Origin of the sequence: Pseudomonas sp. RA_5y_Pfl1_P24 (assembly GCF_963970945.1) — a bacterium.
Lineage (GTDB): Bacteria > Pseudomonadota > Gammaproteobacteria > Pseudomonadales > Pseudomonadaceae > Aquipseudomonas > Aquipseudomonas tritici.
The window spans coordinates 55,465-75,219 of record NZ_CAXAOJ010000018.1 but is presented as its reverse complement, the minus strand read 5'-3'; the positions used below and the strand labels follow the sequence as shown (position 1 = coordinate 75,219).

The window sequence follows — 19,755 nt, the reverse complement described above, 5'->3', positions numbered from 1 at the left end:
TAAGACTGACGAGTTGAAGCGAGAGATGTCGGGGATAGACATGTGCATACATGTGAGCGCCAGTCGTGCAGTGAGCGGGCTGCCCCGCTCACTGCACGCTTGGTGTTAGCGGAACAGTACCGCCGTCTTCTGCAGGGTCACCCACACACCCCACGCCAACGGAATACCCACCACCAGCCAGGCAGCAATGGCCAAAGGCACAGTGCCGGACGCCGCTTTCCACTCCAGGGAAGTGGTCGCATCCGCGCCTTTGTCATGGCCCAGCGCCTGTTCGGCGGCCAATTCGGCATCGGTCATGAAATACTTGTCGGCCACCGGACGAACCAGCAGGTTGCAGATGAAACCCAGCACCAGCAGGCCGGCCAGGATGTACAAGGTGATGTCGTAGGCCGCAGCGCGTTCAACGCCAATGCTCAGCTGATACTCACGCAGGTAGTTCACCAACACCGGGCCCAATACGCCCGCAGCGGCCCAGGCGGTCAGCAGGCGACCGTGGATCGCGCCGACCATTTGCGTACCGAACAGGTCAGCCAGGTAGGCCGGAACGGTCGCAAAACCACCGCCGTACATCGACAGGATGATGCAGAACGCCGCCACAAACAGCGCCACGTTACCCAAATGCCCCAGGTTCGGGATCAACGCGTACAGGGCAAAGCCCAGGGCGAAGAACACGAAGTAGGTGTTTTTACGCCCCAGGTAGTCGGAGAACGACGCCCAGAAGAATCGGCCACCGATGTTGAACAGGCTCAACAGCCCCGTGAAACCTGCTGCGATGGCGGCAATGGACGCCAGTTGACCGGCATCCAGCTGACCAAACGGTACATCCACACCCAGCAGCTTGCCGCCGAACACTTCCTGCAGCAGTGGCGAAGCCATGCCGAGGATGCCGATACCGGCGGATACGTTCAGGCACAGCACCAGCCAAACCAGGCGGAATTGCGGGGTTTTCCACGCCACGTTCACGTGCACGTGGCGGTGGGTGATCATCGCGTTGCTGGCTTTTTTCGCCGGTGCGGTCCAGCCCTCAGGTTTCCAGCCGGTGGGTGGAACGCGGTAGGACAAGGCGCCGCCGATCATGAACACGAAATAGATCGCAGCCATCACCAGGAAGCACTGCCATACACCCACGCTGTCTGGCGTTGCGAAGTGACCCATCAATGCGGCTGCCAACGGGGCGCCAACCATCGCACCACCGCCGAAGCCCATGATCGCCATACCGGTGGCCATGCCACGCTTGTCCGGGAACCACTTGATCAGGGTCGATACCGGCGAGATATAGCCCAGGCCCAGGCCGATACCGCCGATGACCCCGGAGCCGATCCACATCAGCCAGATCTGGTGGGTATAGATACCCAACGCCGAGATCAGCAGGCCGCCACACCAGCACAACGCCGACACAACACCGGCCTTACGTGGCCCGGCATGTTCCAGCCAGCCGCCCCAGATGGCTGCCGAGCAGCCCAGGAAGATGAAGAACAAGGTGTAGATCCAGCCCAGCATGGAGATGGGCCAGTCGCATTGGGACGAGAAGACTTGGGCGATGAAGCTCATGTCCGGCGCACAAGCAACCGGCTTGGTGATACCCAGCGCCTTGGACAATGGCAACCAGAACACCGAGAAGCCGTAGGCCATGCCGATGCAAAGGTGGATAGCCAGGGCGGCCGGCGGAACCAGCCAGCGGTTGAAGCCGGGCTTGGCGATAATGCGTTCCTTGGACAGGAACGCAGGCTTTGCGGCAGTTGAAGCGGCCGCAGTGCTAATGCTCATTGGTGTTTCCCCCAGTTGTTAGTATGTGTCCGTCAGGCGCTCTCTCCCTCGGCCTTGCACGCAAAGCGTGGCCGTTTTGTTGAGTGAAGCTCCATTTTAGGCGCGACCTTAAGTCGCAGAAGGCGGACGAACGTGCAGAGATTAGCACCTGTCGATGACAGAAAAACCAAACTGATATCACCTTTTTCAAGAAATCTGTTTGTTTGACGCCAAAAACCCGTTCCCTCGCCCCTGGATACAATGTAACGATCGGAGCACTGCCGCAGGCCGTCGGGCGTTATACTCTGCGGCTAAATTTTGAAATCGACATACAAGGACTCGCCCATGAAAGCGTTCGGCAAAATCCTGGGTCTGGTACTTCTCGGGCTGTTGCTGATCATTGTGGCTCTAGGCTTTGCCCTGACCCATCTCTTCGATCCCAACGACTATAAAGACGAGATTCGCCAGATTGCCCGCGACAAGGCCCACATCGAGCTGACGCTCAATGGCGACATCGGCTGGAGCCTGTTCCCCTGGCTTGGCCTGGAACTGCACGAAGCCAGCGTGGCAACCCTGACCGCACCGACCCAGCCCTTCGCCGACCTGCAGATGCTCGGCCTGTCGGTACGCGTGCTGCCGCTGCTGCGCCGCGAAGTGCAGATGAGTGACGTGCGTGTCGAAGGCCTGAACCTGCGCCTCAACCGCAACAAGGAAGGGCACGGCAACTGGGAAGACATCGGCAAGAACGTGACAGAGGCGAGCGTCGGCAGCCCTGGCTCGGTTGAACAACCGGCCGAACCCGAATCGGACAAGCCGGCAAAACCCATCCGCCTGGACATCGACAGCCTGACGGTCAACAACGCCCGCATCGAATATAACGATGAGCAGACCGGCAAGCAGTTCAGCGCCGAAAGCATCCAATTGAGCGCTGGCGCCGTGCATGAAGGCGCCAGCATCCCGGTGAAACTCACCGCCTTCTTCGGCAGCAATCAGCCGGTGATGCGCGTCAAGACCGAACTCAACGGCAACCTGCGCATCCAGCGTGCGCTCAAGCGCTACCAGCTTGAAGACATGAAGATCACCGGCGAAGCCACGGGCGAGCCACTGCAAGGCAAGACCGTGACCTTCTCGACCCAGGGCCAACTGTTGGTGGACCAGGCGGCGAATATCGCCGAATGGACCAACATTAAGCTCTCGGCCAACCAATTGCGCGCCTTGGGCGAGCTGAAGGTCAACGACCTGGACAAGACCCCGCAGCTCAGCGGCGCCCTGTCCATCGCCCAATTCGACTTGGCCAAGTTCCTCGACAGCGTCGGCCACCCGCTGCCGCCAATGGCCGAGGGCAGCCTGAGCAAAGTCGAACTGGTCAGCCGCCTCAAGGGCACGCCAAGCAGCATCGCCCTGGAAGACCTCAACCTGAAACTCGACGGCAGCACCTTCACCGGTCGCGTGGCCGTGGACGATTTTGCCAAGCAGTCCCTGCGCGTGCAGCTCAAGGGCGACACGTTCAATGCCGACAACTATCTGCCGGCCAAGTCCGAATCCGCCAAGGGCGCAGCCGCTGCCCGCCAGGCCGAAGTGCAGAACAGCGAAGCCGGTGCCATGGCTGCCGGCGGCACCACACCGCTGCCCGACGCGCCGACCAAAGGCGCCTGGAGCACCGACAAACTGTTGCCATTGACCCGCCTGCGCACGCTGGATGTGGACGCCGACCTGGCGTTTGGCCAACTGACCCTGAGCAAGTTGCCGATCCAGAATGCCGTGCTAAAAGCGTCCGGCATCAATGGCCAACTCAAGCTCGACACCCTGAGCGGCGGCCTCTACAACGGCACCTTCCAGGCCAACGGCAACCTCGATGTGCGCCAGGATATCCCGGTGCTCGCGCTGCAAAGCCGGATCAAGCAGGTACCGGTCGAACGCATCCTGCAAGCCCAGGGGCAAACTCCGCCGGTGAAGGGCCAGATCACCCTCGACAGCAACCTCACTGGCCGTGGCAATAGCCAGAAAGCGCTGATCGACAGCCTCAACGGCACCGCCAGTTTCGTGATCAACAACGGCGTGCTGCTCAACGCCAACCTTGAACAGCAACTGTGCACCGGCATCGCCTTGCTCAACCGCAAAACCTTGAGCAGCACACCGCAAGGCAAAGACACGCCGTTCCAGGAACTGAAGGGTAACCTGACCTTCCGTAACGGTGTCGCCAGCAACCCGGACCTGAAAGTGCGCATACCGGGCCTGACGGTCAACGGTAATGGCGATGTCGACCTGCGCGTCCTGGGCATGGACTACCGCATCGGCATCATTGTCGAAGGTGACCAGCGTGAAACGCCGGACCCAGCCTGCCAGGTGGGCTCCAACTTCCAGGGCATCGAAGTGCCGCTGCGCTGCCGTGGCCCGCTGGAACTGGGCGCCAAGGCGTGCCGCCTGGATAAGGATGGCCTTGGCCAAGTCGCGATCAAGGCGGCGGGCAACCGCCTCAACGAAAAGCTTGAAGAGAAGCTCGACAAGGTCAACCCGAAGCTCAAAGACGCACTGAAAGGCCTGTTCAATCGATGAGAAACGAGCAATTTTCAGAGGCGGTGCTCAACTGGTACGACCGTCACGGTCGCCACGACCTGCCCTGGCAACAGGGCATCACGCCTTATCGGGTGTGGGTCTCGGAGATCATGCTGCAGCAGACCCAGGTGAGCACCGTGCTCAATTACTTCGATCGCTTCATGGCGTCGCTGCCAACGGTCGAGGCCCTGGCGGCAGCCCCGGAAGATGAAGTGCTGCACTTGTGGACCGGGCTGGGGTACTACACGCGGGCCCGCAACCTGCAAAAGACGGCGAAGATTGTCGTGGCCGAATACGGCGGCGAGTTTCCCAAGGATGTCGAGAAGCTCACCGAGTTGCCCGGCATAGGCGTGTCCACCGCCGGTGCGATCGCCAGCCTGAGCATGGGCCTGCGTGCGCCGATCCTCGACGGCAACGTCAAGCGCGTACTGGCACGCTTCACGGCGCAGGAGGGCTATCCCGGCGAACCCAAGGTGGCAAAGCAGCTGTGGGCCACCGCAGAACGCTTCACGCCGCATGATCGCGTCAACGCCTACACCCAGGCGATGATGGACATGGGCGCCACCCTCTGCACCCGCAGCAAACCCAGCTGCCTATTGTGCCCACTGGAAAAAGCCTGCGAAGCCCACATGCTCGGCCTGGAGACGCGCTACCCGATCCCCAAGCCGCGCAAGACCATCCCGCAAAAACGCACGCTGATGCCACTGCTGGCGAATGCCGAGGGCGCGATCCTGCTTTACCGTCGCCCCTCGACGGGCCTGTGGGGCGGCCTGTGGAGCTTGCCGGAGCTGGATGACCTGCAAGACCTGGAACACTTGGCCAACCAGCACGCGCTGGCACTGGGCAAGCAACAGGAACTGCCGAGCCTGATTCACACCTTCAGCCACTTTCAGTTGGCTATCGAACCCTGGCTGGTCCAGGTCGAGGAATCCGCCAACCACGTGGCCGAGGCCGACTGGCTCTGGTATAACCTCGCCACCCCGCCGCGCCTGGGCCTTGCCGCCCCGGTGAAAAAACTGCTGAAGCGCGCGGCCGACGTATTGAATGCAGGAGTTTCGTCATGACCCGCACCATCATGTGCCGCAAGTACAAAGAAGAATTGCCAGGCCTCGAACGCCCTCCGTACCCAGGTGCCAAGGGCCAGGACATTTTCGAGCACGTCTGCGCCAAAGCCTGGGGCGACTGGCTGAAACACCAGACTCTGCTGATCAACGAAAAACGCCTGAACATGATGAACGCCGAAGACCGTAAATACCTGGCAGGCGAGATGGACAAGTTCTTTTCCGGCGAGGATTACGCCAAGGCCGACGGCTACGTGCCACCTGCTCAATAATTGATCAAAAACCGGGGTCGGCACGTAAGCGACGGTAATAATTAAATATTTTTTGAAAACTTGCTTGACGACCCCCTGAAAAACCCGTTTAATGCGCCCCGTTGCCCAGATAGCTCAGTCGGTAGAGCAGGGGATTGAAAATCCCCGTGTCGGCGGTTCGATTCCGTCTCTGGGCACCACCTTTCGTTTTCAGGTGATGCCAAGCACACCTGAAAGCACACAAGAAACCCGCCTAGTGCGGGTTTTTTGTTGCCTGGGATTTGACTTAACCCAGTGGCGATTTTGATCTCGCGCTTCGCTCACTTCAGCAAAAACACCATCAGCGGATTATCGTTCAACCGCCCTTCAAAGCTTGGAGCGACGTCCGCCAGGGATGTCCCTTTCAGCAACGCCACTTCCTTGCGCGCCACAATCACCCACGCCGGCCGTGGCAACGCACCTAATCGGTCAAGCTCAAGAGCCCCCACAAACACCGGCCGCTCATCGTGATCCAGGTTCATCATGTAGCGCACTGCCCAGGTATCCCGGCCGAGGTTGATAAACACCAACGGCCCCGGCTGCGTGACGCGCAGCGCTTCCACCTGGCCGACAAACTGCCGGGTGTCAAACTGCAGGTCCTTGGCCGGCTCTACCACCATCACCAACAACAACCATTGCGCCGACAATGCAATCAGGCTGAGCCAAACCAACCGCCCCACCCGCCGCCAGGCAATCAACGCCGCCACTTGGAACACCATCAGCACACCGATCAGCAGCGGCAACGAAACATCTGGCCAGTAACCATGCTTCTGCCACCCATGCCGACAGACAAACACTGCAACGACGCACAACGCCGGTAGCGCCACGACAAGCCCTTCGTAGCAGCGGCGCACGCCAGCGAGCCAACCTTGCGCATGGAGCAGCCCATAGGCCGCGACAGCCGCAAACATCGGCACCATGGGCAGGATGTAGTAAGCGCGCTTGAAGTGCGGCACCGACAGCCCGAGCAAGATCATCAAGCCGCAGGCACCGAGCCGCACCACCAATTGCATATCGCCCTCAAACCGCTCGGCCCAGCGATGACGCAGCGCAATCATGGTGGCCAGCGCCAACGGCACCACCGGGAAGTAGCGATACAAGCTCAGTTGGAAGTAAAAATAGAACGGCTCACCGGCTTCATCGAGGCGTCCGCCCACCTGCATCTTGAACACTTCATCGGCAAATGCGTCACCACCGCTGAGGCGCGCCAGTTTCACCAGCAGCCACCAACAGGCTGCCAACAACACCAGGCCGACGAGGCCATGAATGAGCACCTGCTTCACGCGCTCGCCAGGCTTGCCCAGCGCCCAATACACGCACACCACACCACAGACTTCGATCAACCCCAGCGGCCCGCGTATGGCAAACCCCAGGATGAACAACGCAAACACCGCCAGCCGCCTCCAGCGCCCACCACTGTGCAGCAGGTAAAAACTGCCTATACAGAGCAACGCTACCATCTGGTCCAGGCAGACTGAGCGGGATTTTTCGAGCAGTTGGGTGGTGAGCAACGTCAGCAGCACGGCGAGCAGCGCCCACTGGCGATTCGCCGGGACGAGCAAGCGATAGATCAAGGCAACCACCCCAGCGGACGCCAAGGCGGTGGGCAGCACATTCGCCAGATGGTTGGGCGCACCAAACAGTCGCGCGAACACAACGCTGAAAAAGGTCGCGGTGCCGGGGTAATCCGCGTAGGGCTGGCCATAGGTAGTCGGGAAAAGGCTCGCGCCATGGCGAAACATTTCTTGTAGGAACAGCGCCCAGCGCCCGTCAAACCCTTGGGGTTGCTGATCCCAGATACCCAGGGTGAACAGCAACAGGGCAAACAGGAAAATGCCCAGGGATTCCAGGCGAAAACGGTTGCGGTGATCCATCGGTTGACCTGTCAGGTAAGGGGCGCCGACGTATGGTGCCGACTGCCCTGCTGAATAACGCCTGAACAGACCTGAACATTCCCGCGATTACCGACCTGCGGGCCACACCCACTTAGGGATCAACCGAACGTAAATCAACTCGCCCACCAGTTCGATCAGGGTTTGCAGGATCACCACCGTCGCCGCCACCCCACGCACATCCTCGGGCAAGGCCAGCGCCAGAGGCAATACCACCAGCGAGTTGCGCGTCGACGCGCTGAATGTCACCGCCCTGGCCGCCGTCGCCGGGAGTGCAAACAACCGAGAGGCCAACACGCCCATCAGCGGCGCCAGCACCAGAAAACCGACATACACCGGGATCACCGGCAGCAACAGGTTGATATCCCGTACCACCGATGTGATTTGCGAGCCGATCACCACAAACAACACCACCGCCATCGCCGGCACCGGCAACCACGCCCAGCCACTGTTCCAAACACTGACGACCGACGATCGCCGTGCCAGGGAAGTCGTCACCACCGCCAGAATCATCGGCACCACGATCAACAAGAGGAACGCCTCGATAAACGGCCCTGCCTCCACCGCTACCTCGGATTGGGCGCCGAGCATCACACTCAGATAGATCGGTAAAAGCGCCAATTGCAGCAGCAACAGCACCGGTGTAGCCGCCAGCATCAACCGCGAATCGCCCTTGCCGATATGGGTAAACACCACCACGTAGTCGATGCACGGGGTCAGCAACACCAGCAACGCCCCGACCAGCAATGCCGGACGCCCAACCAGGCTCTGGGTCAATGCCCACACCAGCAGGGGCACCAGGATGAAGTTGGCGAGCAGTAGTGCCGACAGGAAACGCTTGTTACTCAAGCTCTGGCGCAGATCAAAAAAAGGAATTTGGAGGAACATTGCGTACATCAGCACCGCAATGGTGGGCGTGACCAGCGCGCCGAGGCCGTGGGCAAATGAGGGTACGAACAGGCCACAAGCGGCCGCCAGAAGAACGGCTACGAAGTAAACCGGGATCTGGTTGTGTTCGAGGGTGTCGCGGGTCATGAGGCGGCTCTATCGGATCGCAAGAGCGCAAGGTTATGCATCTACCGACTTAAGGTCGAGCGATACAACCAGTTTGGTTATCAGGGGTACTCCTGACGTGCATGTAGCACTGTCAGTATCTCGATCCAATCCTCTATTCGATACACCACCAGATAGTTCGGGTGCACGACAACTTATCGAGTACCAGGGATTCGACCCATGCGCTAGAGATACGGATGATCTGGAAGAGCCGTTGTCGCTAGCTCGATGGACTCGTTCAAATCACTGGCTGCCGCAGCATTGCGCTCAAGAATGTATTCTAAAATTGCTCTCAGCTCGGCGCGTGCTTCCGGCCGCCACTCAACCCTCATCTTGCGCTTTTCGCTTCGATTCAATCAGAGCGCGCATCTCTGCCATAACCTGATCATGCGGAATGTTTGGACGGGGATCATCAATTGAAGCCTGCACCTTGGCACGAAACCAACGGTCATAGCTGGCGGCCTGCTCTTCAGTTTCAAACGCTGAAACGATGGGAGAAAGTGGAATGCTCATAGAGACCTCCTTAAAGGATGCCTGCCAGTCTAATCGGTCCATGATGTGCTGTCGTTCCTCTCGGATGTATGGCTTTATCAAGGGATGTCGGAGCTTAGTGAGCCTGCCATAGGGAACACAAGTAATGGCAAACTGAACAACTGTTACTAAAAAAATAAGAAACTGACAGAGGCCGTGAAACGATGAATTTGACCGACGTCTGCTCGAAATACCTGCGGCCTCACGTATGCACGATCACCGTATTCCTTTCAAGGAGCCTGCCATCGACGGCTACGTCTAGGGCGGCTTCACCTGGCGCCACCTGCGCACCGACCTCGAACGCCCCCTCGTCATCACCTACCGCTACCGTGGCATCGGCGACTCCCGCAGCGGCTCATTGCGTGGCTTCAAAGCCTCGTGGTCGGGGTTGGGGCGTGCTGGATTTCGAGGCGATGCTGCAGCGAGCGACTACTGGGTTACTTCGACGGCAGTGAACGCACTCATCTGCGGATCGCGCCTGCTGATATTAGCGAAAAAGCAGTCGGACATTTCGCATTTTTTCGCAGCGAGCATCAGCAGAGGCTGTGGCCGATTGCATTGGTATGGCTGCAAAACGGCCAATTAGCTGCGGATACCCTTGGGATTTCCCCCAACCTGCGCTTCAATACTCCCCCCAGATCCAGACCCCTAGGACGCTAAGCCCATGGCCTCGCCAGACAAGCAGCAAAAACGTGCCCAACGGGCAAAGGCCAAGGCCAAGCAAAACCGTACCCAGCGCGCCGTCGCGGCCAAGCCGGATGCGTTCGCCGGTGATGACAGCCGCATTGACCTTGAGTCAGTGGATTTGACCGAGCTGTTCGTAGAAATGCGCACGGCAGGCGAAACCAGCCAGCAAGCCCTCTGCGCCGTGTTCCTGGCCCACCCGTTGCTGGCGCTGGTGCTTGAGCAGGAAGGCGAAGAAGAAGCCACCGACTTTATCCTGGCGGCGCTGATCGAGTATCGGCAGTGGACCACGGACACTGATGATGAGGCAGCGGCACTGGCGTGGATCGAGTCGCCGGAGTTCCAGGCGGATTACGTGGCGGCGTCCCAGGCGCTGGTCAGCTCGCAAGAATGACGCACAACTAAATGTGGGAGCGGCGGTGCGACGATTCGCACCGCCGCTCCCACATTATTTACCGCATTCCGTCAGTTCAGTACGGCAGCACCCGCGCTCTGCGCCTTGCGCCGGCTGGATACAAACAGCCCTGCCGCCACGACCAGCAAGCTCAGCACCCCAGTCGCGATAATCTCGACCCGATGCGCTTCCTGGAACAGCATGATGGTCAGCGTGCCCACGATGAACACCATCACCGCGTAGGTCAGGCCCGGGAACAGCCACATCTTGAAGACGATCTTCTCGCCCGCCGCCGCGCGTTTCTGGCGCATGCGCAGTTGCGACACCGCGATCACCAGATAGACCAGCAATGCAATAGCGCCCGAGCTGGCGAGCAGGAATTCGAACACTGCCGCCGGGGCCACGTAGTTGGCGAACACTGCCAGGAACGCTGCGCCAGTAGACAGCAGCACAGCCCAGTAAGGCGTGCCACTCTTGTTAGTGCGCTTGGCCACGGCCGGTGCATCACCCCGACGGCCCAGGGAGAACAGCATGCGTGAGGCGGTGTAAAGCGCCGAGTTCAGGCAGCTGGTCACAGCTACCAGTACCACCAGGTCGACAATCAGCTTGGCATTCGGGATGCCCATACGCTCCAGTACGGTCTGATACGAACCCACCGCTGCCAGGGTCGGATCGTTCCAAGGCACCAGGGACACCACGATGAAGATCGACAGCAGGTAGAACAAACCAATCCGCCAGATCACCGAGTTGGTGGCCTTGGTGATTTGCTGGCCTGGGTTCTTCGATTCAGCCGCCGCGATGGTGACGATCTCGGTGCCCATGAAGGAGAACATGGTGGTCAGGATCGCCGCCATTACCGCGCCCATGCCGTTCGGCATGAAGCCTTGGGTGTCGAACAAGTGCGAAACGCCGCTGACCTGGCTGGTCGGCAGGAAGCCGAAAATCGCCGCCAGGCCGAGGATCACGAAGCCCACAATCGCCACGACCTTGATCAGCGCAAACCAGAACTCGAACTCGCCGTAGTTCTTCACGCTGAACAGGTTGGTCACGGTCAGCAGCAAGGTGATGATCAGCGTAAAGGCCCAGATGGCCACATCCGGGAACCAGGCATGCAGGATGGTCGCGGCGGCGTTGGCCTCCAGCGGAATCACCAGCACCCAGAACCACCAGTAGAGCCAGCCGATGGTAAAACCGGCCCAGTGGCCGATCGCCCGGTCGGCATAGGTGGAGAACGAACCCGTGTCTGGCGAGGCGACGGCCATTTCGGCCAGCATGCGCATCACCAACACCACCAGCGTACCCGCAGCGGCGTAAGCCAACAGTACGGCCGGGCCGGCGGCAGCAATCGCGTGGCCGGAGCCAACAAACAAACCGGCACCGATAACGCCGGCAATCGACAGCATGGTGACGTGACGCGGTTTGAGCCCCTGTTCGAGGTCATTGGAGCTTTGCGTACTACTCATTGACACACCTTTACGAGGAATTGCGAAAACGGTCCGCCCGGCCTGTGATCTTTATCGTGAAAAGAAACCAACAGGGCGTTCTTTATTTTTTACGCAAGATTTGCGCCAAAATGTTACAGCGTCGCGATTGACGCGGGTTGTAGGAGGCTTGAGCAGTCCTCGCAAGTCATTGAGAACAATGGCATTCCGCTATAGCGTTACCGTGCGACTCACTTTCAATACGAATAAACGCACCATAAACACACACAAAAAGTACGTGACGCCCCACAAAAGGGCTGATACGCACCGTTTGCCCGGTTAACCCTTCCAACCCCCGGCCAAAGCTGGCACCATCGCGCCCTTTTTTACGCGAAGCCTGCGGCTTTTCGGGTTCAAACGGTTGTTCGGTTGTTGATGGCGCGACACGCTGCTGTGCCGATGCGACACCCTGCCGCACACCACCTGTTTACCGCCGGCGGCGCTGTTGGCTGCCATCAAGACGCTATGCTAGCTTGGCGCCTCGCCAGGAAGGCGGACCAACAGCGAAGATCGCAACGAACACAACGAGGACCGCACATGGCCGAGGCCACGCCCGCGCTTGAAATCCGCAACTTGCATAAACGCTATGGTGAGCTGGAGGTACTTAAAGGTATTTCGCTGACCGCTCGCGACGGCGATGTGATCTCGATCCTGGGTTCCTCCGGTTCCGGCAAGTCCACCTTCCTGCGCTGCATCAACCTGCTGGAAAACCCGAACCAGGGCCAGATCCTGGTGGCCGGCGAAGAGCTCAAGCTCAAGGCCGCGAAAAACGGCGAGCTGATGGCCGCCGACGGCAAGCAGATCAACCGCCTGCGCAGCGAAATCGGTTTTGTGTTTCAAAACTTTAACCTGTGGCCGCACATGAGCATCCTCGACAACATCATCGAGGCCCCTCGCCGTGTGCTCGGCCAAAGTAAAGCCGAAGCCATTGAAGTGGCTGAAGCCCTGCTGGCAAAGGTCGGGATTGCCGACAAGCGCCACGCCTACCCCGCGCAATTGTCCGGCGGCCAGCAACAGCGAGCGGCCATCGCGCGCACCCTGGCGATGCAGCCCAAGGTCATCCTGTTCGACGAGCCCACTTCGGCGCTTGACCCGGAAATGGTTCAAGAAGTACTTAATGTGATCCGCGCGCTGGCCGAAGAAGGTCGCACCATGCTGCTGGTCACTCATGAAATGGGCTTCGCCCGCCAAGTGTCCAGTGAAGTGGTGTTCCTCCACCAGGGCCTGGTCGAAGAGCAAGGATCGCCACAGCAGGTGTTTGAAAACCCGCTTTCGGCGCGCTGCAAACAATTCATGTCCAGCAACCGCTAACGGAGCAACATGCATGCAGAACTATAAAAAATTCCTCCTGGCCGCGGCCGTCTCGATGGCGTTCAGCGCCACGGCCATGGCAGAAACCTTGAAAATGGGGATCGAAGCGGCCTATCCGCCGTTCAACAACAAAGACGCCAGCGGCAACGTCGTCGGCTTCGACAAAGACATCGGTGACGCCCTGTGCGCCAAGATGAAAGTCGAGAAGTGCGAAGTGTATGTGTCCGACTGGGACGGCATCATCCCGGCCCTGAACGCCAAGAAGTTCGACTTCCTGGTCTCCTCGCTGTCCATCACCGATGAACGCAAGCAGGCCGTCGACTTCACCGACCCGTACTACTCCAACAAACTGCAGTTCATCGCCCCTAAAGCCACCGCCGACTTCAAGACCGACGCCGCTTACCTGAAAGGAAAAGTCATCGGTGCACAACGCGCGACGTTGGCCGGTATGTACCTGGAAGACAAGCTGCCTGATACCGAAACCAAGCTCTACGACACCCAGGAAAACGCCTACCTCGACCTGACGTCCGGCCGCCTGGACGGCATCCTGGCCGACAAGTACGTGCAATACGAATGGCTCAAGAGCAAAGACGGTTCCGCCTACGAGTTCAAAGGCGACCCAGTGGTAGAAAGCGACAAGATCGGTATCGCCGTACGTAAAGGCGACCCACTGCGCGAGCGCCTGAACAAAGCCCTGGCGGAGATCAAGGCAGACGGCACCTACAAGAAGATCAACGACAAGTACTTCCCTTTCAGCATCGAATGATCTGAACGGTATGCCCGACGCGCTCACGTGAGCGCGTCGGCTTTTTGCAATGCCTGCCGCGATATGAAAACACCATGAATTTCGATCTCTACGGATTCGGCCCGGCGCTTGCCGCTGGCGCGCTGATGACCGTCAAACTCGCGCTCACGGCCCTGTGCCTGGGGCTGGTGCTCGGCCTTGCCGGCGCCTTGGCCAAGACTTCGCCGTACAAGCCGTTGCAATGGCTTGGCGGTGCTTACTCGACAATCGTTCGCGGTGTGCCGGAACTGCTGTGGGTGCTGCTGATTTACTTCGGCACGATCAACGCCATGCGCTCACTGGGTGAGTTGCTCGACATTCCCGACCTGTCCCTCAGCGCCTTTGCCGCTGGCGTGATCGCGCTGGGCATGTGTTTCGGCGCCTACGCCACGGAAGTGCTGCGTGGGGCGATCATCTCCATTCCCAAAGGCCACCGCGAAGCGGGTGTGGCGCTGGGCCTGTCGAAGTTTCGTGTCTTTACCCGGTTGATCATGCCGCAGATGTGGCGCATCGCCCTGCCGGGGCTGGGCAATCTGTTCCTGATCCTGATGAAAGATACCGCGCTGGTTACGGTCATCGGCCTCGAAGAAATCATGCGCCATGCGCAAATCGCCGTAACCGTCACTAAACAGCCTTTCACCTTCTATATGGTCGCCGCTTTCATCTATCTGGCCCTGACGTCTCTGTCGATGGTGGCTATGCACTTCCTGGAAAAACGCGCCGCCCGCGGCTTCGTGAGGACGACGTAATGGAATGGGAAGTCATCATCAAGTGGCTGCCGAAGTTTATCCAGGGCGCCATCCTGACCCTGGAACTGGTGAGCATCGCTGTGATCCTCGGCCTGATCCTGGCCATCCCGCTGGGTATCGCGCGCTCGTCCAGGCACCTGTCTGTGCGTGCCCTGCCCTATGCCTACATCTTTTTCTTTCGCGGCACGCCGCTGCTGGTGCAGTTGTTCCTGGTCTACTACGGTCTGGCCCAATTCGACGCCATCCGTTCAAGCTTTATGTGGACGTACCTGCGCGACCCGTTCTGGTGTGCCACCGCCACCATGACGCTGCACACCGCAGCGTATATCGCCGAGATTCTGCGGGGCGCCATCCAGGCCATTCCGCCTGGGGAAATCGAAGCAGCCCGTGCGTTGGGCATGTCCAAGCCCAAGACGCTGTTCTACATCATCCTGCCCCGGGCCGCGCGCATCGGGCTGCCGGCCTACAGCAACGAAGTCATCCTGATGCTCAAGGCCAGCTCGCTGGCGAGCACCGTGACCCTGCTGGAGCTGACCGGCATGGCGAGGACGATCATCGCGCGCAACTACCTCACCGTGGAGATGTTCTTCACCGCCGGTGTGTTCTACCTGCTGATCTCCTTCCTGCTGGTGCGCGGCTTCAAACTGCTGGAACGCTGGCTGCGCGTCGATGAATGCCAGGGACGTTGAAGCACGCTTTGAGGCGCTGGATGCGTTTCTGATCAAGCACCAAGGGCTGTGGCGACCACGGCCCTTTATTCATCGGCAATTGCCTTGGGAAACCGAGCATCCGGAACTGGCCCGGTGGCTGCGTCAACGCTCGTTGTCCGACGCAGAAACCAGCCATAACCACCCCCACACACTGCCGGCGCCCGCACCGTTTCCCACGCTGGCCTGCGAAGCCTTGCGTCTCAGTGCTGTGGATAAGTTACCGACGCGGCTCCTGCAACCCGCTGCGCAGCGCCTGAATGTCGACGTACCCGGGCGCAAATGGCAGCAAATCGAAGCGTTCGGCGCCGCGCTGCAATTTGCGCAAACACCCCGGCATTGGCTGGATTGGTGCGCCGGCAAGGGCCACCTCGGCCGCCGCCTGCTGCACACAGGCCAACAGCTGACGTGCCTGGAGTACGACCCGGCGCTGATCGCGGCAGGCCAGGCGTTGAGCGATCACCATGGCCTGCCCGCTATCCATCGCCTGCAAGACGTGATGGCCGATGTGGCGCTCAGCCGTGAACACACGCCCGTCGCCCTGCACGCCTGTGGCGACCTGCACGTGCGCCTGCTAAAACTGGCCAGCGCGGTCGGTTGCCAACAGCTCGCGCTGGCGCCCTGCTGCTATAACCGCATCACCGCCGACACCTACCAGGCACTGTCCACCGCAGGCCGCGCCTCAACCTTGCACCTGTCGATCGATGACCTTGGCCTGCCCCTGAGCGAAACCGTTACCGCCGGCAAGCGGGTGCGCTTGCAGCGCGACACGTCCATGGCGCGGCGCCTGGGTTTCGATCAACTGCAACGCGAGCTGCGTGGCTGCGACGAATACCTGCCCGCGCCTTCGCTGCCCACGCGCTGGCTGGACAAGCCTTTCGCCGACTACTGCCGGGAACTGGCACGTCTTAAGGGGTTATCCACAGGTGAACAGCAGTGGGCGGCATTAGAGGCGTACGGCTGGAGCCGCTTGGCCGAGGTCAGAAACCTGGAATTGGTGCGTGGCCTATTTCGGCGCCCGCTGGAGTTATGGCTGGTACTGGATCGGGCATTGTTTCTAAGCGAAGCCGGCTACAAGATCGAAGTAGGCAGCTTCTGCGAAACCGCATTGACGCCGCGCAACTTGATGGTGCTTGCCGAGCGCGATTAAGGGGCAGAATTGTCGCACCACAGCCTGTGGATAACTCTGTTGATAGATTCTTTACAGAGCCTGTAGCCCTCTGCGCTACAGGTCGAAAAACAAGCTGATCATTTTTTGTTCACCCAATAAAACATCCGCAAAACAGGCAGTTGCGGCGGGATGAGAACCGCTCCAAAAAATGGCTGTTACGTGACATCCTCAACCAACCGATTGTGCATAAGCATCTGGCGTTAAGCGCATAAACCGCGACTTATAGCGATTTTTTGCGCGCAATCAATAACCGGCAAAGCGCGTCGATATCGTCTCCGGCCAAGGTCAATGCCTGGCTGTCCAAGGGGTCGACGCCAAACGCCAGCGCTTCACTGATTGCCCTGTCGCGGTGCACCTCCAGCGGCGGCTTTGCACCCAGGCGCTGCTTGAACGCCTCAAGCATGTCCAGGGTGAAGGCATCGTCCTCATCCAGTTGGTTAAGCACATAGCGAACCTGCGGTGGGCCCTCGCGCGCAAGATGCGGGGCCAGCAGCCTATCGAGTTGGTCCAGGGTGGCCAAGGACGCGGCGTCAGCTTTGGCAATCACCAACACCACATCGGCCACGCTCAAGGCTTGATCAAAGTAGACATTATTACCGGCGGGGGTATCGATGATCACCGTTTGCCGCTCGCTCAGGCGCAACCCCGACAACTGCTGCGCCAGCCAACCCGGTTCGCGCTTGAGCCAACCCTGAAGGTTTTCCTGCTGCTGGGTATCGATATCGCCAAAGGGGATGACCCGGCACCCGGCGAAGCCCGGTTGCAGGATCTGAACCCAGGGCGTATTCAACAAGCTGGCGCGACCGATGCCAGGCAAGCTCGCGCTGACGCCGAAGTGATGACGCAACGCGTTCTGCGGGTCCAGATCCAAAGCCACCACCGACTCACCCAACCGCTGCATGCCGCTGCTCAAGGCCGTGACCAGCGTGCTGCGGCCCACGCCTCCATTGGCCGATACCAACGCGACGACAGTGGGCCGTGCCACGGCAACCTCTTCCTGTTGAAGTGGTTCATTGGCCCTCGGGCCTGAAGAAGGAAAGGGGGCGCCATCGTCGACCGGAACACTGCCGAAGAAATGCAACCGCGCGTTCAGCCCGCGCACATCTCGCGTGACATGTTTGCCGAGCAACACAAAAATCTTGTCAGTAAGGCTCACGACCAAACTCCCACACGACGCAGCCTAAAGACGTGAAGGGCCGGCAAGAAGAAGGCTTACCGCAGGTCTTTTTATATAGGGCGCGCTCTGTTGCCGCATTCTCTGACAGCGAAAACAAAGTGTCATTATTTTGATGAAGTTAACGCTAAATTTTTAGACCGACGGCAAGTAGTCAAATTAATGACCCCGCCAGCATCCGATCCAACGTCTCTGAACCTATGAGCGAACCGGGCACCCGAGTCCCCGGTTCTGGCCCACCAATCGACTTAACGGCGAATGCGGTACTCGGTGAACGCGTAATCACCCTGGCAATCACTGGAAGGATCCGCCGCCACACTGACGTAATGCACGGTATCCGGGTCGACCAGTTTATACGTGTAGATATCCGGCGAAGGCACACCATCCGTGCGCAATTCATTCTTGCCGTTGGCCGCGGCCCACGTGCCCTGCTCGGTCTGAATCACCTGAGTCTGCTGCGCATCACGGAAGAAGGTAATAGTGAAACGGCCGTCCGGCTTGAGGTTATTGGTCCACGACAGGAACTGGCACTTGCTGGTCTCCGTGCGCAAGCCCTTCCAGGTACCGACCAACGCCGGATCGTTGCCAGGCTTATGGGTGGAACACGCGCTGAGGGCTGTGACGAGAAGGATCAGGGACAGTGAAAGAGTCCGTTTCATGTAAAGGCTTCCTTGGGTCGAAATGAGTGCGGAGATTGCCTTGATCAAGGCCGGGTAGACCGCTGGATGACAAGGGATGAATCCTAACTCGTTGCGAGGAAAAAGGGTTCGCTGCGAGAAAACCTTGGCTTCTGCAAAAATAGTCAGAATTCAGGGGTTTACAGAAGCTTGGCAATCGCTATAATCGTCGCCCTAACACGCCGGTATAGCTCAGTTGGTAGAGCAACTGACTTGTAATCAGTAGGTCCCGGGTTCGACTCCTGGTGCCGGCACCATATCTCGAAGCCCCGCAATGCGGGGCTTTGTGGTTTCTGGGGTTTAGAAACCGCGAAAAATTTCGGGCTTAGTTTTGGCCGGAATGCCCAAAAAGTGTCCACACTTCATTTTTGCTCAACCGCCCCCTCACCTGGTTGATAGCTTCTCCGACCTTGTCGCCTTCTGGCTATTTCCAAGAAGAGCTCAAGTTCTTAAAGTGCCAAATGGCAGGTGAACCCCCTTCCCAGCCTGCGCACAACCTCACCAAGACAAAATAACGCCCGGCCCAATCAAGCCGGGACGTGTAGATCAATGCCCAGCACTCTGCCCGCCGTCGACATGAAGAATCTCCCCCGTCACGAACCCCGCATTCTCCAGATAAATAATCGCCTGGGCGATGTCATTCACCTCCCCCCTGTGCCCAACCGGGTGCAATTGCTCCCGCGCAGCATGGCTTTCTTCGCCATGCATCGGCGTCTTGATGGTCCCTCGGGAATAGGGGGTCAGACCACGTTTTCAATTAAATAACGAAAATTGTGGTCTGACCCCGTTTTTCCGGCTTCCTGAAAGTGAATCCAGCGCTGGGCATTGAAGCGCCTGTAGAGCGCAAGCAACGCCGTCTACCGAATCACCATGTCATGGACGCTCTCATTGATCGGGCAATTGCTAGGGGGCTACTGCAGCGCAACGAGAAAGGCGGCTGCCCTGAGTACCTGGGGTACGTCATGGAGCTGGCCTATCTCTGCAGGTTGCGCGGAATCGAGGTTGTGACCCTGACCGATGAAAACGAACTGGCGACTGGAATACTGACCAACCGCCGCAAAGGCAGCCGTGACAATATCGTTCGCTGGACGCCACGGTTGCGCAAAGCCTGGGAGAACGCAAAGGCCTATCGGTCCAAGGTATGGGCCAAACGCAAAACGGCGATCCCCATCCAGATATCACGCAGGAACATCATAGTGGCCAGCCACGGCGGCCCGCTTCGCAAGTCCAGTCTCGATACAGCTTGGCAACGCTTCATCACACTGGCGCTAGCAGATGAAATCATTACGCCAGAACAGCGGTTCGCACTACATGACCTAAAACGTCGCGGCATTACGGATACAAGCGGAACCCGAGCTGACAAGCAAGAAGCTAGCGGGCATCGTGACCAAAAAATGATGGACGTATATGACTACAGCATTCCAACTGTTGACCCTTCCACGATGTGATGGTCGTCAGGAGCTAGACACGAAGGCGTTGCGGACGCTATACAGC

General features: G+C 59.3%; 16 protein-coding genes, 2 tRNA genes and 4 pseudogenes. 13 read left to right on the top strand and 9 right to left on the bottom strand.

Annotation, left to right across the window (positions count from 1 at the left end; genetic code table 11):
- Positions 1-105: 105 nt before the first annotated feature.
- Positions 106-1,767: an OFA family MFS transporter gene (locus tag AACY30_RS24700; protein WP_339469162.1), complete on the bottom strand. Its 1,662-nt coding sequence runs from the start codon at positions 1,765-1,767 to the stop codon at positions 106-108.
- Positions 1,768-2,091: 324 nt separating this feature from the next.
- Here AACY30_RS24700 and AACY30_RS24695 point away from each other — a divergent pair, with 324 nt between their 5' ends.
- The 4 genes from AACY30_RS24695 to AACY30_RS24680 all read left to right on the top strand — a co-directional run bounded on the left by AACY30_RS24695 (position 2,092) and on the right by AACY30_RS24680 (position 5,814).
- Positions 2,092-4,302 carry an AsmA family protein gene (locus tag AACY30_RS24695; RefSeq protein WP_339469161.1) on the top strand — a complete coding sequence of 737 codons (2,211 nt, stop codon included), beginning with the start codon at positions 2,092-2,094 and terminating at the stop codon, positions 4,300-4,302.
- Positions 4,299-5,366 carry an A/G-specific adenine glycosylase gene (gene mutY / locus AACY30_RS24690; RefSeq protein WP_339469160.1) on the top strand — a complete coding sequence of 356 codons (1,068 nt, stop codon included), beginning with the start codon at positions 4,299-4,301 and terminating at the stop codon, positions 5,364-5,366. The genes AACY30_RS24695 and mutY overlap by 4 nt, the downstream gene beginning before the upstream one ends.
- Positions 5,363-5,635, top strand: coding sequence for an oxidative damage protection protein (locus AACY30_RS24685; protein WP_339415481.1), 273 nt, complete (start codon positions 5,363-5,365; stop codon positions 5,633-5,635). The genes mutY and AACY30_RS24685 overlap by 4 nt, the downstream gene beginning before the upstream one ends.
- Before the next feature lie 103 nt (positions 5,636-5,738).
- Positions 5,739-5,814 (top strand) — tRNA-Phe (locus AACY30_RS24680).
- A gap of 120 nt (positions 5,815-5,934) precedes the next feature.
- Here AACY30_RS24680 and AACY30_RS24675 read toward each other — a convergent pair.
- The 4 genes and pseudogenes from AACY30_RS24675 to relB form a co-directional block, all read right to left on the bottom strand.
- On the bottom strand, positions 5,935-7,527 hold the full coding sequence (locus AACY30_RS24675; protein ID WP_339541262.1) for an ArnT family glycosyltransferase: 1,593 nt from the start codon (positions 7,525-7,527) through the stop codon (positions 5,935-5,937).
- A gap of 87 nt (positions 7,528-7,614) precedes the next feature.
- Positions 7,615-8,580: an arsenic resistance protein gene (locus AACY30_RS24670; protein WP_339541261.1), complete on the bottom strand. Its 966-nt coding sequence runs from the start codon at positions 8,578-8,580 to the stop codon at positions 7,615-7,617.
- 80 nt (positions 8,581-8,660) lie between these two features.
- Positions 8,661-8,930: pseudogene (locus AACY30_RS24665) on the bottom strand (type II toxin-antitoxin system RelE/ParE family toxin).
- On the bottom strand, positions 8,920-9,111 hold the full coding sequence (relB, locus tag AACY30_RS24660; RefSeq protein WP_339415477.1) for a type II toxin-antitoxin system RelB family antitoxin: 192 nt from the start codon (positions 9,109-9,111) through the stop codon (positions 8,920-8,922). The pseudogene AACY30_RS24665 and the gene relB overlap by 11 nt, the downstream one beginning before the upstream one ends.
- A 226-nt stretch (positions 9,112-9,337) precedes the next feature.
- Between relB and AACY30_RS24655 the strand changes: the two are divergent.
- Together AACY30_RS24655 and AACY30_RS24650 are read left to right on the top strand one after the other, a co-directional pair.
- Positions 9,338-9,789 (top strand): annotated as a pseudogene (locus AACY30_RS24655) (hypothetical protein).
- A gap of 4 nt (positions 9,790-9,793) precedes the next feature.
- Positions 9,794-10,207 carry a hypothetical protein gene (locus AACY30_RS24650; RefSeq protein WP_339456738.1) on the top strand — a complete coding sequence of 138 codons (414 nt, stop codon included), beginning with the start codon at positions 9,794-9,796 and terminating at the stop codon, positions 10,205-10,207.
- A gap of 71 nt (positions 10,208-10,278) precedes the next feature.
- Here AACY30_RS24650 and gabP read toward each other — a convergent pair whose 3' ends face one another.
- A complete protein-coding gene (gabP, locus tag AACY30_RS24645) occupies positions 10,279-11,670 on the bottom strand; it encodes a GABA permease (RefSeq protein WP_339469155.1) in 1,392 nt (463 codons plus the stop codon).
- A 555-nt stretch (positions 11,671-12,225) separates the two neighbouring features.
- On the opposite strand from gabP, the gene AACY30_RS24640 reads away from it, so the two are divergent.
- The 5 genes from AACY30_RS24640 (at position 12,226) to AACY30_RS24620 (ending at position 16,389) form a co-directional block, all read left to right on the top strand.
- Positions 12,226-12,999, top strand: coding sequence for an ABC transporter ATP-binding protein (locus tag AACY30_RS24640; protein WP_339415474.1), 774 nt, complete (start codon positions 12,226-12,228; stop codon positions 12,997-12,999).
- A 13-nt stretch (positions 13,000-13,012) separates the two neighbouring features.
- On the top strand, positions 13,013-13,765 hold the full coding sequence (locus AACY30_RS24635; protein ID WP_339469154.1) for an ABC transporter substrate-binding protein: 753 nt from the start codon (positions 13,013-13,015) through the stop codon (positions 13,763-13,765).
- Positions 13,766-13,839: 74 nt separating this feature from the next.
- Positions 13,840-14,532: an ABC transporter permease gene (locus AACY30_RS24630; RefSeq protein WP_339456735.1), complete on the top strand. Its 693-nt coding sequence runs from the start codon at positions 13,840-13,842 to the stop codon at positions 14,530-14,532.
- The gene (locus AACY30_RS24625) at positions 14,532-15,221 is read left to right on the top strand and encodes an ABC transporter permease (RefSeq protein WP_339415471.1); all 690 of its coding nucleotides are present in this window, start codon (positions 14,532-14,534) and stop codon (positions 15,219-15,221) included. The genes AACY30_RS24630 and AACY30_RS24625 overlap by 1 nt, the downstream gene beginning before the upstream one ends.
- Entirely contained in the window at positions 15,202-16,389 is a 1,188-nt protein-coding gene (locus tag AACY30_RS24620; RefSeq protein WP_339541260.1) for a methyltransferase, read from the top strand. Before AACY30_RS24625 ends, AACY30_RS24620 begins: the two co-directional genes overlap by 20 nt.
- A gap of 241 nt (positions 16,390-16,630) precedes the next feature.
- Here AACY30_RS24620 and bcsQ read toward each other — a convergent pair whose 3' ends face one another.
- Both bcsQ and AACY30_RS24610 read right to left on the bottom strand, forming a co-directional pair.
- Positions 16,631-17,566 carry a cellulose biosynthesis protein BcsQ gene (bcsQ, locus tag AACY30_RS24615; protein WP_339541259.1) on the bottom strand — a complete coding sequence of 312 codons (936 nt, stop codon included), beginning with the start codon at positions 17,564-17,566 and terminating at the stop codon, positions 16,631-16,633.
- A gap of 266 nt (positions 17,567-17,832) precedes the next feature.
- On the bottom strand, positions 17,833-18,243 hold the full coding sequence (locus AACY30_RS24610) for a hypothetical protein (protein ID WP_339469151.1): 411 nt from the start codon (positions 18,241-18,243) through the stop codon (positions 17,833-17,835).
- Positions 18,244-18,442: 199 nt separating this feature from the next.
- Here AACY30_RS24610 and AACY30_RS24605 point away from each other — a divergent pair.
- A tRNA-Thr gene (locus AACY30_RS24605) sits at positions 18,443-18,518 on the top strand.
- 289 nt (positions 18,519-18,807) lie between these two features.
- On the opposite strand, the pseudogene AACY30_RS24600 reads toward AACY30_RS24605, so the two are convergent.
- Positions 18,808-19,014 (bottom strand): annotated as a pseudogene (locus AACY30_RS24600) (SDR family oxidoreductase); the annotation flags it as partial.
- A 47-nt stretch (positions 19,015-19,061) separates the two neighbouring features.
- On the opposite strand from AACY30_RS24600, the pseudogene AACY30_RS24595 reads away from it, so the two are divergent.
- A pseudogene (locus AACY30_RS24595) lies at positions 19,062-19,709 on the top strand (integrase); the annotation flags it as partial.
- Positions 19,710-19,755: the final 46 nt, after the last annotated feature.

Bases quoted from the DNA above. Each gene is read 5' to 3' on its own strand.
- AACY30_RS24640 (WP_339415474.1), top strand. From the start codon at position 12,226: ATGGCCGAGGCCACGCCCGCGCTTGAAATCCGCAACTTGCATAAACGC.
- AACY30_RS24610 (WP_339469151.1), bottom strand. From the start codon at position 18,243: ATGAAACGGACTCTTTCACTGTCCCTGATCCTTCTCGTCACAGCCCTC.
- AACY30_RS24695 (WP_339469161.1), top strand. From the start codon at position 2,092: ATGAAAGCGTTCGGCAAAATCCTGGGTCTGGTACTTCTCGGGCTGTTG.
- AACY30_RS24620 (WP_339541260.1), top strand. From the start codon at position 15,202: ATGAATGCCAGGGACGTTGAAGCACGCTTTGAGGCGCTGGATGCGTTT.
- AACY30_RS24635 (WP_339469154.1), top strand. From the start codon at position 13,013: ATGCAGAACTATAAAAAATTCCTCCTGGCCGCGGCCGTCTCGATGGCG.
- AACY30_RS24625 (WP_339415471.1), top strand. From the start codon at position 14,532: ATGGAATGGGAAGTCATCATCAAGTGGCTGCCGAAGTTTATCCAGGGC.
- AACY30_RS24670 (WP_339541261.1), bottom strand. From the start codon at position 8,580: ATGACCCGCGACACCCTCGAACACAACCAGATCCCGGTTTACTTCGTA.
- AACY30_RS24650 (WP_339456738.1), top strand. From the start codon at position 9,794: ATGGCCTCGCCAGACAAGCAGCAAAAACGTGCCCAACGGGCAAAGGCC.
- AACY30_RS24700 (WP_339469162.1), bottom strand. From the start codon at position 1,767: ATGAGCATTAGCACTGCGGCCGCTTCAACTGCCGCAAAGCCTGCGTTC.
- relB (WP_339415477.1), bottom strand. From the start codon at position 9,111: ATGAGCATTCCACTTTCTCCCATCGTTTCAGCGTTTGAAACTGAAGAG.
- gabP (WP_339469155.1), bottom strand. From the start codon at position 11,670: ATGAGTAGTACGCAAAGCTCCAATGACCTCGAACAGGGGCTCAAACCG.
- mutY (WP_339469160.1), top strand. From the start codon at position 4,299: ATGAGAAACGAGCAATTTTCAGAGGCGGTGCTCAACTGGTACGACCGT.
- AACY30_RS24630 (WP_339456735.1), top strand. From the start codon at position 13,840: ATGAATTTCGATCTCTACGGATTCGGCCCGGCGCTTGCCGCTGGCGCG.
- AACY30_RS24685 (WP_339415481.1), top strand. From the start codon at position 5,363: ATGACCCGCACCATCATGTGCCGCAAGTACAAAGAAGAATTGCCAGGC.
- AACY30_RS24675 (WP_339541262.1), bottom strand. From the start codon at position 7,527: ATGGATCACCGCAACCGTTTTCGCCTGGAATCCCTGGGCATTTTCCTG.